Annotated in this window: 12 protein-coding genes and 1 pseudogene; 6 read left to right on the top strand and 7 right to left on the bottom strand. The window is 75.9% G+C overall.

What is annotated here, in order from left to right; genetic code table 11:
* The first annotated feature begins 45 nt into the window (after positions 1 to 45).
* Positions 46 to 756, top strand: coding sequence for a class I SAM-dependent methyltransferase (locus tag HL663_RS03825; RefSeq protein ID WP_173027143.1), 711 nt, complete (start codon positions 46 to 48; stop codon positions 754 to 756).
* A pseudogene (locus HL663_RS19445) lies at positions 654 to 1,178 on the top strand (DedA family protein); the annotation flags it as partial. The gene HL663_RS03825 and the pseudogene HL663_RS19445, both read left to right, overlap by 103 nt.
* Before the next feature lie 192 nt (positions 1,179 to 1,370).
* Here HL663_RS19445 and HL663_RS19320 read toward each other — a convergent pair.
* The 4 genes from HL663_RS19320 to HL663_RS03805 all read right to left on the bottom strand — a co-directional run bounded on the left by HL663_RS19320 (position 1,371) and on the right by HL663_RS03805 (position 4,907).
* On the bottom strand, positions 1,371 to 1,622 hold the full coding sequence (locus HL663_RS19320; protein ID WP_286175911.1) for a hypothetical protein: 252 nt from the start codon (positions 1,620 to 1,622) through the stop codon (positions 1,371 to 1,373).
* 265 nt (positions 1,623 to 1,887) lie between these two features.
* Positions 1,888 to 3,396 carry a SulP family inorganic anion transporter gene (locus HL663_RS03815; protein WP_173027141.1) on the bottom strand — a complete coding sequence of 503 codons (1,509 nt, stop codon included), beginning with the start codon at positions 3,394 to 3,396 and terminating at the stop codon, positions 1,888 to 1,890.
* A gap of 108 nt (positions 3,397 to 3,504) precedes the next feature.
* Positions 3,505 to 3,903, bottom strand: a complete 399-nt coding sequence (locus HL663_RS03810) for a MerR family transcriptional regulator (protein WP_286175910.1) — start codon at positions 3,901 to 3,903, stop codon at positions 3,505 to 3,507.
* 500 nt (positions 3,904 to 4,403) lie between these two features.
* Positions 4,404 to 4,907, bottom strand: a complete 504-nt coding sequence (locus HL663_RS03805) for a MarR family winged helix-turn-helix transcriptional regulator (protein ID WP_173027140.1) — start codon at positions 4,905 to 4,907, stop codon at positions 4,404 to 4,406.
* A gap of 108 nt (positions 4,908 to 5,015) precedes the next feature.
* On the opposite strand from HL663_RS03805, the gene HL663_RS03800 reads away from it, so the two are divergent.
* Positions 5,016 to 5,390 (top strand): DoxX family protein, encoded by a 375-nt coding sequence (locus tag HL663_RS03800; protein WP_173027139.1) that lies wholly within the window; start codon positions 5,016 to 5,018, stop codon positions 5,388 to 5,390.
* A gap of 30 nt (positions 5,391 to 5,420) precedes the next feature.
* On the opposite strand, the gene HL663_RS03795 is transcribed toward HL663_RS03800, so the two are convergent.
* Together HL663_RS03795 and HL663_RS03790 are read right to left on the bottom strand one after the other, a co-directional pair.
* Entirely contained in the window at positions 5,421 to 6,614 is a 1,194-nt protein-coding gene (locus HL663_RS03795) for a sterol desaturase family protein (protein ID WP_216842671.1), read from the bottom strand.
* A gap of 62 nt (positions 6,615 to 6,676) precedes the next feature.
* Positions 6,677 to 7,993 carry a DUF4232 domain-containing protein gene (locus HL663_RS03790; protein ID WP_173027138.1) on the bottom strand — a complete coding sequence of 439 codons (1,317 nt, stop codon included), beginning with the start codon at positions 7,991 to 7,993 and terminating at the stop codon, positions 6,677 to 6,679.
* Between the two features lie 128 nt (positions 7,994 to 8,121).
* On the opposite strand from HL663_RS03790, the gene HL663_RS03785 reads away from it, so the two are divergent.
* A complete protein-coding gene (locus tag HL663_RS03785) occupies positions 8,122 to 9,285 on the top strand; it encodes a glycerate kinase (protein WP_173027137.1) in 1,164 nt (387 codons plus the stop codon).
* Here HL663_RS03785 and HL663_RS03780 read toward each other — a convergent pair.
* Positions 9,260 to 9,796 carry a hypothetical protein gene (locus tag HL663_RS03780; RefSeq protein WP_173027136.1) on the bottom strand — a complete coding sequence of 179 codons (537 nt, stop codon included), beginning with the start codon at positions 9,794 to 9,796 and terminating at the stop codon, positions 9,260 to 9,262. The genes HL663_RS03785 and HL663_RS03780 overlap by 26 nt on opposite strands.
* A 131-nt stretch (positions 9,797 to 9,927) precedes the next feature.
* Here HL663_RS03780 and HL663_RS03775 point away from each other — a divergent pair, with 131 nt between their 5' ends.
* Entirely contained in the window at positions 9,928 to 10,383 is a 456-nt protein-coding gene (locus HL663_RS03775; protein ID WP_173027135.1) for a DoxX family protein, read from the top strand.
* Between the two features lie 86 nt (positions 10,384 to 10,469).
* Positions 10,470 to 11,909, top strand: coding sequence for a DNA polymerase IV (locus tag HL663_RS03770; RefSeq protein ID WP_173027134.1), 1,440 nt, complete (start codon positions 10,470 to 10,472; stop codon positions 11,907 to 11,909).
* The last annotated feature ends 91 nt before the right edge of the window (positions 11,910 to 12,000 follow it).

Raw genomic sequence — 12,000 nt, 5'->3', positions numbered from 1 at the left:
CGAAGGAGGGGTCCGCCCGGGCGCCGGCGTTCCTAGCGTCGAGGCATGACCCCGTCCTCTGGCCCGACCACCACGCCGCGTCCCCTCGGCGAGCTGCGCCTGTTCCTGCGCGAGGCGCTGCGCGACCCCGCCGCCACCGGCGCCGTCGCCCCCAGCGGGGCCGCGCTCGTCGACGCCCTGAGCCGACCGGCCCTGGCGGCGCGTCGTCCGGTGCGCGTGCTCGAGGTCGGCGCAGGCAGCGGGCGGGTGACCGGGGCTCTGTGCCGCGGGCTGCCGGCCGGGAGCCACCTCGACGTCGTGGAGGCCAACCCGCGCTTCGCCGCGCACCTCGGCCGGCTCGTGGCCGCAGCCGGGGGGGACGTCGAGGTCCGGGTGGTCTGCGGACGGGTCCAGGACCTGCGCCACGACGCGTCCTACGACCACGTCGTCTCGGCCCTGCCGTTCACCAACTTCGAGCCCGCGGACGTCGAGCACATCCTCGGCCTCTACTCGGCGTGGCTGCGGCCGTCCGGGCGGCTCGCGTACTTCGCCTACCGGGGGACCGGGATGCTGCGCCGCGTGACGTCGTCGCCGCAGGAGGTGCGGCGTCACCGGGAAGTTGCCCGGGTACTCGCAGCGCACCATCGTGGTCGCCAGACCTCGTCGACCACGGTGTGGCGCAACCTTCCTCCGGCGCGCGTGCACCACGTCGAGGAGCCCGTCGCGCGTCCCGGGGCTGGCTGTGTGCCGGGCGCCGCGTCGCGGAGCGCGTCGTGACCGACCGCCTGCTGGAGCTCGTCCGCGACCTCCCACCCGTCGCCGTCCACCTCGTCGTGGTGCTCGTCGTCGGGGGCGAGTCGGCGCTGCTCGTGGGGACCGTCCTGCCCTCGCTGTCCGTGGTGCTCGCCGCTGGTGCGCTCGCGGCCGCCGGCGTCCTGCACGTCGGGGTCCTGCTGCCGAGCCTCGTGCTCGCCGTGGTCGTCGGTGACCAGCTCGGTCTCGCGACCGGCCGGGTCCTCGGCCCCCGGCTGCGGACGTCGCGCCTCGGCCGCCGGGTCGGGCCGGCGGTGTGGGACCGCGCGGAGGGCGTCCTCGCCGCGCACGGCGCGCTCGCCGTCCTCGTCGCCCGCTTCGTGCCGGTGGCCCGGACCCTCGTCCCGCACCTGGCCGGGGCGGCCGGGGTGTCCCGGGCCCGGGTGGCGGCGGCCAGCGCGGTCGCCGGGTCGCTCTGGGCCGGCGCCGAGGTCGCGGCGGGGTACGTCGCCGGACGGGCGGCCGGAGGATGGCGGCCGCAGCTGCCGTGGTGGGTCGTGGCCCTGGTCGTCGTCGGGGTGGTGGTCGTCGCGGCCGTCCTGCTCGGGACGTCGCGGAGGTCCGGGACCCCGACGCCGTCAGGAGGTGCCGGCCGCGCCCGGGGCGCGCAGGCCACCGACCACCCAGGCGACGAGCATGTCGACCGAGGCCGGGGCCAGCGGGCCCGCGGCCGGTGCGAGGCCACCGGTGGCGACCGCGCCCACGGCGCCGAGCACCGCCGCGTGGCGCAGGTTCAGCTCGTCCCGGCGCAGATGGGGCAGCGCCGCCGCGAGCCGGTCGACGAGGTGGGTGAGGTCACGCTGGATCGCCTCCTTGACCGGGAAAGCCACAGGAGGACTGGGGCAGCCGGGCCCGGGCGCGATGCGGGACGAAGCATGGACGCACCTGACCAGCAGACGGATTCGGGGAGATCTCCCACGGAAGCGTGTGGTGATCCGTCCTTGCGCACAGCACGAGCTCGACCCCGACCGGGTTCTGGTCGGGGTCGTCCTCGTTCCGGGGGACTGCACCCCTTTCGCGAACGTGTGTGAGCGCCCCGCGGGGTGACCGACGTTCTTCACACACGTTCGCAGGAAGGGGCGGGGCGGGGACGGGTCAGTGGCCGGCGGTGAGCTTCCCGCTGAGGCGCTCGTGCCGGGCGGCGCTCACGGCGTCGAGGCCGCGGAAGGTGACCTCGGTGCCGCGCGCGGCGTACTTCGTCTCGATGGCGTCGAGGGTGGCGACGGTCGAGGCGTCCCAGACGTGGGCGCGGCTGAGGTCGACGACGACGTGGCGGGGGGCGTCGGCGTAGTCGAACTGGCCGACGAGGTCGTTGCTCGAGGCGAAGAAGAGCTCGCCCTCGACGGCGTAGACGCGCGTGTCGGCGTCCGGCTGCTCGACCTCGACGACCCGGACGAGGTGCGCGACCCGGCGGGCGAAGAGCGCCATCGCCACGAGCACCCCGACGACGACGCCGATGGCCAGGTTGTGCGTGGCGACGACGACCGCGACGGTGACGACCATGACGGCGGTCTCGCTGCGCGGCATCCGGCGCAGCGTCGAGGGCCGGATGCTGTGCCAGTCCATCGTGCCGACGGAGACCATGACCATGACGGCGACGAGCGCGGCCATCGGGATGATGCCGACGAGGTCGCCGAGCCCCACGACGAGGACGAGCAGGAAGGTGCCGGCGAGGAAGGTCGAGATCCGCGTGCGGGCGCCGGACGCCTTGACGTTGATCATCGTCTGGCCGATCATCGCGCAGCCGCCCATGCCCCCGAAGAAGCCGGTGATGACGTTGGCGACGCCCTGGCCCCACGACTCGCGGGTCTTGTCCGAACGGGTGTCGGTGACGTCGTCGACGAGGGTCGCGGTCATCAGCGACTCCATGAGCCCGACGAGCGCCATCCCGAGCGCGTACGGTCCGATGATGCGCAGCGTCTCGAGGGTGAGCGGGACGTCGGGCAGGACGAGCGAGGGCAGGCTGTCGGGCAGGCGGCCCTCGTCGCCGACGGTGGGGACGGCGATGGCGAAGCCGACCGTGACGACGGTCAGCCCGACGATGGCGACGAGCGGGGCGGGGACGGCGGTCGTCAGCCGCGGCAGCGCGACCATGACGACGAGCCCGGCGGCCACGAGCGGGTAGACCGCCCACGGCACCCCGAGCAGGTGCGGCACCTGCGACAGGAAGATGAGGATGGCCAGCGCGTTGACGAAGCCGACCATCACCGAGCGCGGCACGAACCGCATGAGCCGGGCGACGCCGAGCAGCCCGAGGACGACCTGGATGACGCCGCCGAGCACGACGGTCGCGAGCAGGTAGTCCATCCCGTGCTCGCGCACGACGGGGGCGATGACGAGCGCGACCGCGCCGGTGGCGGCGGAGATCATCGCCGGGCGGCCGCCGAGGAAGGCGATCGAGACGGCCATCGTGAACGAGGCGAAGAGGCCGACCCGCGGGTCGACGCCGGCGATGATCGAGAACGCGATGGCCTCGGGGATGAGGGCCAGGGCGACGACGAGGCCGGCGAGCACCTCGGTGCGCAGGCGGCGGGGTGAGCGCAGGGCGGCGCGGACGGAGGTGACGTCGCCGGCGGGGCGCGGCGGGGCGAGGGTGTCGGACACGGTGGATGGCCTTCGGCGGTCGGCCCGCGGGGCGGCGGGCGGGGATCCCGGGCGTCGTCGACCGGGTGTGGTCGGGGGCCGGCGCGGCCGGCGGGGATGGGGCTGGGGTCAGGCGAGGGGGTGCTGCAGCTCGCGGGCGAACCGCTCGGCGCTGTCGACGCGGCGGCGCAGGTCGGCGAGCTTGTCGTCGGCGAGGGCCTGGTAGGCGGCGAGCTGCTCGACGACGCCGGCGCGGGTGCGCTCGGAGAGGCGGGGCGAGGCGAGGCGCTCGCGGAGCGCGATGATGTCGGCCATCTCCTCGAGCGAGAAGCCGAGCGGCTTCATCTGCATGATGAGCAGGAGCCGGCGCACGGCGGGCTCGCCGTAGAGGCGGAAGCCGCCGGGGCTGCGGCGGGACTCGGGCAGCAGCCCGACCTCCTCGTAGTGCCGGATCGTCCTGAGGCTCAGCCCGGTGCGCTCGGCGACGTCGCCGATCTGCAGGTCGGGGGTGGGCTCGGTGGGCGGCACGGGAGGACTTCCGGTCGGGGGCGGGACCGGGCAAACCCTACCCTCACGTCAGGGTAGGGATGAAATCGCGCGCTGTCCCCCGCCACCGCGCGAACGTGTGTGAACACGCCGGTGAACCCCGGCGAGCTCACACACGTTCGCGGAAGAGCGGGAGGAAGGGGGGCGTGAGGGGGTGGGACGCGCGAGGACCCGCCGGGTGCACCGGCGGGTCCTCGGGGTGCGCTGTCGTCAGCGCGGGTGGCCGCGCCCGTGGTGGGCGCTACGGGTGACGCGGGCGTCAGCGCGGGTGGCGGCGCTTGGACACCTTGCGCTTGGCGAGCGGCACGCCGACCTTGGCGAGCGCCTGCCAGGCGACCCAGCCGAGGGCGGTGTACGCGGACTTCTTGCTGCTGGCCATGAGGGCCTCCTCGTGGTCGGGATGGGGACCGGTGCGGTCCCTGTTCACCTGCTGAGTCGCGAGGGGCCGGCCGATCCGCACGCCGCGGGTGACGTGACGCCGGTCACTCCGGGTCGGGGTGGGTGGGCTGCGGGAGCATCGGGCCGCCCGGGTCCACGGCCGTGAGGATCCGCCGCGACGCCTCGCCGAGCACGCTGAGCTGGCGGGCGGTCAGGGGGTCGAGGACGAGCCGGCGCACCTCCTCGACGTGCAGCGGCGCGGCCCGGCGCACGACCTCGAGGCCGGCATCGGTGAGCACCCCGTACGTCGAGCGGCCGTCGTCGGGGTCGGTCTCGCGCCGGGCCCAGCCGCGCTCCTCGAAGCGCCGGACGGTGTTGGACAGGCGCGAGAGCGAGCTGCCGCTGAAGCGGGCGACGTCCTTGAGGTGCATCCGCCGGCCGGGGGCCATCGACAGGCCCGAGAGCACGAGGTACTCGAAGTAGCCGAGCCCGGCGACGGCCTGCATCCGGCTCTCGAGGGCGCTCGGCAGGCGCATCGTCATCTGCGACAGGAGCACCCAGGCGCGCTGCTCGTCGGCGTCCAGCCAGCGGGGTGCGTCGTCGACCATGCGCGGCACGTTACTTCATCCCGCAAGTGTTTGACGGGCCGAGGGGGAATGCCCCATGCTGGTCGTTAGTTCAAGCATGAACTGAAAGCCATCACTGGAGGAACCACCGTGAACATCGTGCTCTGGGTCGTCGCCGTCGTGCTCGCCCTCGCCTTCCTCGCCGCCGGCGCCATGAAGCTCACCCGCCCGAAGGCGGCGCTCGCCGAGTCCGGCCTCGCCTGGGTCGAGGACTTCTCGCCCGGCGCGGTCAAGGGCATCGGCGCCGTCGAGGTGCTCGGCGCGCTCGGCCTCGTCCTGCCCGCCGTCACCGGCATCGCGCCGGTGCTCGTCCCGCTCGCGGCCACCGGCCTGGCGCTGACCATGCTCGGTGCCGCGGTCGTCCACGGCCGGCGCGGGGAGACGCAGATGATCGGCATCAACGTCGTGCTGCTGCTCCTGGCCGCGTTCGTCGCGTGGGGCCGGTTCGGCGCGTACGCCTTCTGAGCGACGGGTCGCCCTGCCCCCGACCGCGGCTCAGGCGGCCACGGGGGCGGGCGGCGCCGGCTCCATCGCCGGGTCGCCCGCGGCGGCCAGGGCGCGGTGCCGGTCGTAGGCCCAGCCGGGCCCGCGCAGCAGGAAGGACCAGCGGTCGCGCCAGGTCTGCGACCCCGCGACGTCGTGCGCGATGTCGCGCCACTCGTGGGTGGCGATGACGACCGGGTCGTAGGTCCCGATGTTCTTCGTCAGCCCGTAGACGACCGGCTCGTCCTCCTCCTCGAACGTGCCGAACAGCTTGTCCCACACGATGAGGATGCTGCCGTGGTTGCGGTCGAGGTAGCGCGAGTTGGAGCCGTGGTGCACCCGGTGGTGCGACGGGGTGTTGAGGACCTTCTCGAGCCACCCGATCGAGCGGACCGCCTCGGTGTGGATCCAGAACTGGTAGATGAGGTTGAGCGCGCGGGCGTTCTCGATCACGCTCGGCCGCACCCCGGCGAGCGCGAGCAGGCCGTACGGCACGCTCATCGTCACGCCCTCGGCGACCGGCTGCCGCAGCGCGGTCGAGAGGTTGTAGCGCTCGCTGCTGTGGTGGACGACGTGCATCGCCCAGAGCCAGCGGCTCTCGTGGTTGAAGCGGTGGTTCCAGTAGTAGATGGCGTCCCAGCCGAGCAGCGCCACCGCGTTGGCCAGCAGCCCGGTGCCGAGGTCGCGGCGGTTCGTGGCGAACAGCCGGGTGCCGCTGGTCTGCGCCGACCAGGTCGTCGCGACCGTCAGCGCGGTGGCCGCGACGGCGGCGACGGCCGTCCCGCCGGTGACGCGGCGCAGCACGGGGACGGCGTCGGGGCCTGCGTCGGACGCGTCGCCGGTGCGGCGCACCTGCCGGGCCTCCTCGGGGATGCTCCCCGCCGCCGGCAGGCCGCCCTCGGCCCGGTGCCGACGCACGACGTCGAGCACGGTCGTGGCGGCGCTCGCGGCGACGGCCGTGCCCATCAGCCACCGGGCGCCCCGGCCCTTCCCGGGGGTCACCGGGTCGAGGAGGCGCTGCGCGACGAAGGGCGCGAGCAGGCTGCCGACGCCCATCGTCAGGCTGGCCACGGTGTCGGCGAGCTCGTAGTCGCCGGCGCGCGTCGTCCCGGCCGGTGCGGGGTGGCGCTTCTGCCACCAGTACTCGGCCGCCATCGCCCCGACGAACGCGGGGATGGCGAGGACGGTGAGGTCGGGCCGCTTCACCCGGTCACCGTACCGACCGGTAACCGCGTTGTCAGGAGGAGCGGACGAGGGTTTAGCCACGCTCAGGACGTGCGCCCGACCGCCACCCACCGGTCGGCGACGAGCACCTGCCCCGGCCGGTCCGGTCCGGCGGCCACGGTCGTGACCGGCGTCGACTCCCCCGGCGCCAGCAGCACCGGCGGGCCGTCGACGGCGTCCGGTACGCCAGCGGGGAGCGCGACCACGCTCGGGACGAGCAGGCACGGCGTGACGCCGGTCGTCCGGACCTCCACCGAGGGCGGGGCGGGCGACCCGGAGAACGGCTCGGCGCGCTCGCTCGTCACCGCGAGCTCGTCGGGACCGCAGGACGTGGCGAGGTCCGGCCGCACGGGGTCGTCGCCGGCCTCGACGCCGTAGCCGGGCCGCTGCCACCGGGAGACGGTGACGCCGGCGCCGGGGGCCGGGGTCATCACGACGGGCCCGCCCGGCGAGCCGTGCCGGACGACGAGCGGCAGGTCACCCGCGGGGCCCGTGAGGGAGACCCGCTGGACGACGCCGCGGTCGACCGCCTCGCTCGGCCGCCACGTGAGGAGGGCGCGCGTCGACGCGCGTGGGGCGAGGACCACGGTGCCGTCCGCGGCGGGCGGGCGGACGGGCACCTCGGGGTCGTCCCCGGTGAGGGAGAGGCCGGTCACCGGCGCGAGGCGGCAGGGCAGGACGCCGGTGTTGACGACGCGCAGCGGCACGGCGTCGACGCCCGTGAGGCGCTGCGGGGGACCGAGAGCGAGGTCGAGGTCCTCGGCGGCGCAGGGGTCGGCCTCGCCCGGGGCCGTGGCTCGCAGGACCGCGGCCGGGCTGCCCCGCCGCGGTGGGGTGCCGACGACGAGGTCCGCGTCGTCGCGGGCCTCGAGGTCCAGGTGCGGGGCGGCCGCGTCGTCGACCGGCGGGCTCGGCTCGTCCTCGACGCCGCCGGGGCACCCGACCGGCTCGGCGGCGAACGCCGCGCGTGAGCGGTCGAGCGACAGGCGGGCGCAGACGACGTGCCAGACACCGCCGTCGTCGACGAACGGACCGCCGCCCACGGTGCGGTGCCACACGACGACCGCGACCGGTGCGTCGGCGGAGTGGCGGGCGGCGCCGTAGGTCGCGTACTCGACCTGGCCCACACCGCTGTCGGTGCGCTCCGGGTCGACGACGGTGGGCCGCGCGTCCCGGACGAGGGCCTCGACGGCGCGAGCGTCGCGGACCTCGAGGCCGGCCAGCGCCCGGTCGAGCCCGTGCGTCAGGGAGTCGAGCGCGACACCGTCCACCGGGTCCGTCCCGAGCGCCGCGCACCCCCCGGCCGTCGACAGCGCGACGACGGCGCCGACCGTCGTCGCGACTCTCCCCCACGGCGTCATGTGCCCATCGTGCCGGGCGTCCCGCCCGGGCCGCGTGGCGAGCGGGTGCGGGGGATGTGGAGATCTGCTGGAGCCGACCGTCGGTGACGGCGGTGGCCGGACGTGTCCCCCTGCGGCAGGGTGGGGGCGTGACCTCGCCGTCCCAGCCCTCCGGCCCGGTCGTCGTCGTGGCGCCGGACTCGTTCAAGGGCGCGCTCGCGGCGGCCGAGGTGGCGGCGGCCGTCGCGAGCGGATGGCGGACGGCGCTGCCGGACAGCGAGATCCGCGAGGTGCCGATGGCCGACGGCGGCGAGGGCACGGCCCGGACGATGGTCGCGGCCACCGGCGGTCGGTGGATCGAGGTCGAGGCGCCGGACCCGCTCGGCCGCCCGGTCGCGGCGGGCTACGGCGTGCTGGGGCCGGACGGCTCCGGGCGGGTGCGGGTGGCGCTCGACGTCGCGACCGCGTCGGGGCTCGAGCGCCTCACGCGCCGCGAGCTCGACCCGTGGCGGGCCTCGAGCGCGGGCACGGGGGTGCTCCTGCGGCACGCGCTCGACGCGGGCGCCGACGAGGTCGTGCTCGGGCTCGGCGGCAGCGCGACGACCGACGGGGGCGCCGGGATGCTCGCCGCGCTCGGGGTCGCGCTCCTCGACGCGGAGGGCGCGCCCGTCCCGGCGACGCCCCATGGGCTGCGGGACGTGGCCTCCGTCGACGTCACGGGTCTGCACCCCCGGCTGCGCGAGGTGCGCCTCGACGTCGCGTGCGACGTGACCAACCCGCTCACCGGGCCGGCCGGCGCCGCAGCGGTCTTCGGCCCGCAGAAGGGCGCGCGCCCGGCCGACGTCGAGGCCCTCGACGCGGTCCTGGCCCGGTTCGCCGCGCTCGTCGGGGGCGACCCGGAGCAGCCGGGGGCGGGCGCGGCCGGGGGCATCGGTTACGCGGTGCAGGCCGTCCTCGGGGGCCGGCTGACGTCCGGGGTCGACCTGGTGGCGGACGCGGTGGGTCTCGAGAGCGCCTGTGCCGGAGCCCGGCTGGTCATCACCGGGGAGGGCCGGCTCGACGGGCAGACGGCATCGGGCAAGGTGCCGGTGGGCGTCGCCCGGGTGGCCGCGCGCGCCGGGGTGCCGACGGTCGCGCTCGTCGGGGCACTCGGGCCGGGCCACGAGCGCGTGCTCGACGACCTCGTGGCGGTCTGGCCCGTGGGCGACGGGCCGCGACCCCTCGACCGGGCGCTCTCGACCACCGCGGCCGACCTCGAGCGCACCGCCCGGATGCTCGCGGCGTCCCTCAGCGCGTGGGGTGTTCGCGGCTGACGCCCGTGTGCGGCCGCGGGGGCCGGGGTCGCAGGGCGGCGTGCAGGGCCACTCCGAGGAGCGTCAGGACGACCGCCAGCCCCGCGGCGCCGAGGGGCGCGGCCACGACCGTCACGGCGAACAGCGGGATCGCCGCCACGGCGAGCACGCCGACGGTGACGAGCACGGTGCGGTGCACGAGCCAGAAGGTCCCACGGTCGCGGTCGAGGACCGGCCGACCCGTGCCGAGCGCTCCCCCGAGGACGAGCGCCGCGCCGACGACCGCGAGCAGGATCGGCGGCCCGAGCGCGGCCCAGGCCTCCTGCTGGTGCTGCCCGAGGTCCCCGCGGGTGCAGGCGGCCGCCGCCAGGCACGACGGCTCGGCGAGGAAGAACCCCCAGAACGGCGCGGCCGCACACCCCACGACCACCATCCACAGCAGCCCGCCGACGAGCACGAGCCATCCGACGACGGTCGTGTCGCGCGGGCGCGCCTGCGCCCGGTCCCCCACCTCGTCATCCCCCGGTGCCATGCCCCCATCCTGACCGCCGGGCCGGCCGGGGCGTGGGGCGAGCCGGCGGAGGTCGTGTGGAGGTCGTGTGGAGACCGACCCCACCGGCACCGTCGCCCCCGCGCGGGCCGCCGACCTCCCACACTGGGGGGATGACGCACCACGACGACGAGACCCCCACCCGGCGCGAGGCGACCGGCCGCACGCTGCGCGCGATCGGCAAGATCGCGCTCGGCGCCGCGCTCGTGGGGGCCGGCACCGCGCACCTCACGAGCAAGCGCGAGGAGTTCCAGGCCCAGGTGCCCGAGTGGATGCCGCTCGACCCGGACGACGTCGTCGTGTGGTCGGGCTACGCCGAGATCGCGCTCGGCGCCGCGACCCTCCTCACGTGGCGGCAGCCGTCGCGCGCCACGATGGGCCGCGTCGGTGCGCTGTTCTTCCTCGCCGTCTTCCCGGGCAACGTCGCGCAGTGGCTCGAGCGCAAGGACGGCTTCGGGCTGGACACCGACGAGAAGCGCCTGGCCCGCCTCGCCTTCCAGCCGGCGCTCATGGCCTGGGCCCTGTACGCCGGCGACTCCCGCCGCCAGAAGCGCCTCGCCCGCGACTGACCCCGACCGACCGGCGCCGGGCCGGGCGCCCCGGTGGCCCGGTGGCCCGGCCGGTCGGCGTCGGTGGGCGGAGGCAGACTGGGGGCGTGCGCGCGCGTCCGGTGATCCTCCACCTGGACCTCGACGCGTTCTTCACGGCCGTCGAGCAGCTGCACAAGCCCTCGCTGCGCGGCAAGCCCGTGGTCGTCGGCGGGGTCCGCGGGCGTGGTGTCGTCTCGACGGCGTCCTACGAGGCGCGCGTCTTCGGCCTCCGCTCGGCGATGCCGACCGCCGAGGCGCGCCGCCGCTGCCCGAACGCCGCCTTCCTCAGCCCGCGCTTCGAGGCCTACCGCGACGCCTCGCACGCCGTGATGGATCTCGTCCGCGAGCTGACGCCCCTCGTCGAGCAGGTCTCCATCGACGAGGCCTACCTCGACCTCACGCCCGAGCACCCGCAGGCCGACGTCGCCCTCGTCGGCGAGCTCGTCGAGGGGCTGCGCGCCCGCATCCACGCCCGCACGGGGCTGACCGCGTCGGTGGGCGCCGGCACGAGCAAGCTCGTCGCCAAGATCCACTCCGACCTCGCCAAGCCCGACGGCCAGATCGTCGTCCCGCCCGGCGAGGAGGCCGAGCGCCTCGCCCCGATGGCCGTGCGCGCCATCCCGGGGGTCGGCCCGGCGACCGCGGCGCGGCTGACGGCGCACGGCATCGCGACGGTGGGGCGGCTCGCGGCGCTCGAGCTCGACGAGGTCGTCGCGCTGCTCGGCAAGGCGCACGGCACGCAGCTGCACGCGTTCGCCCGGGGTGAGGACGACCGCGAGGTGGTGACCGAGCGCGCGGCCAAGTCGGTCTCGGCCGAGTCGACGTTCGAGACCGACGTCACCGACCGGGTCCGCCTCGCCGAGCACGTCCGCCGGCTGACCGACCGGGTCGGGGAGCGGCTGCGCGCCGACGGGCTCTCGGGGCGCACCGTCGTCCTCAAGGCGCGGCGCCACGACTTCAGCACCCTCACCCGCTCGACGACCCTCGACCAGCCGACCGACGCGGACTCGGTCGTGGCCCGGCAGGCGCTGCGGCTGCTCGACGGCCTCGACGTCGCCGACGGCCTGCGCCTGCTCGGGGTCGGCGTCTCGGGCCTGTCGCTCTACACGCAGCCGGACCTGCTCGACGGCCTGCTCGACGACCGCCCCACGCCTGTCCGCACGAGCACCGTCGAGGACGACGACGAGTTCGTCCGGCCGGATGCCGGGGGCGGTGCGCTGCCCGTCGACGAGCCGCCGGTGGCCAGGGGCGAGGTGGACACCGAGGGGCCGGCGGTCCGCTCGCCGTGGCGTCCCGGCCAGGACGTCGAGCACGCCGAGCACGGCCGGGGGTGGGTGCAGGGCAGCGGGGTCGGCCGCGTCACCGTCCGGTTCGAGGGGCCCAACACCGAGGTCGGCCGCATCCGCACCTTCGCCGAGGACGACCGCGCCCTCACGCCGGCCGACCCGCCGGTCTGGCAGCCCGCCGAGCCCGCCGACGACGCTGCCGACACGACCGGTCCCTGACGACCGCAAGCGTGCACCGATCGTCGAAAGCGTCAGTTTGTGCACGCCGGCGGTCGGGTGGGTGTGTGCATCAATCGTCGACGGTGTCGAT

The sequence above is a fragment of the Arthrobacter sp. NEB 688 genome (assembly GCF_013201035.1).
GTDB lineage: Bacteria > Actinomycetota > Actinomycetes > Actinomycetales > Dermatophilaceae > Phycicoccus.
This window is presented reverse-complemented; position numbering and strand designations above follow the sequence as displayed.

Excerpts from the sequence above, each read along its gene's own strand:
- HL663_RS03825 (WP_173027143.1), top strand. The coding sequence starts at position 46 with ATGACCCCGTCCTCTGGCCCGACCACCACGCCGCGTCCCCTCGGCGAG.
- HL663_RS03805 (WP_173027140.1), bottom strand. The coding sequence starts at position 4,907 with ATGGTCGACGACGCACCCCGCTGGCTGGACGCCGACGAGCAGCGCGCC.
- HL663_RS03790 (WP_173027138.1), bottom strand. The coding sequence starts at position 7,993 with ATGACGCCGTGGGGGAGAGTCGCGACGACGGTCGGCGCCGTCGTCGCG.
- HL663_RS03780 (WP_173027136.1), bottom strand. The coding sequence starts at position 9,796 with ATGGCACCGGGGGATGACGAGGTGGGGGACCGGGCGCAGGCGCGCCCG.
- HL663_RS03775 (WP_173027135.1), top strand. The coding sequence starts at position 9,928 with ATGACGCACCACGACGACGAGACCCCCACCCGGCGCGAGGCGACCGGC.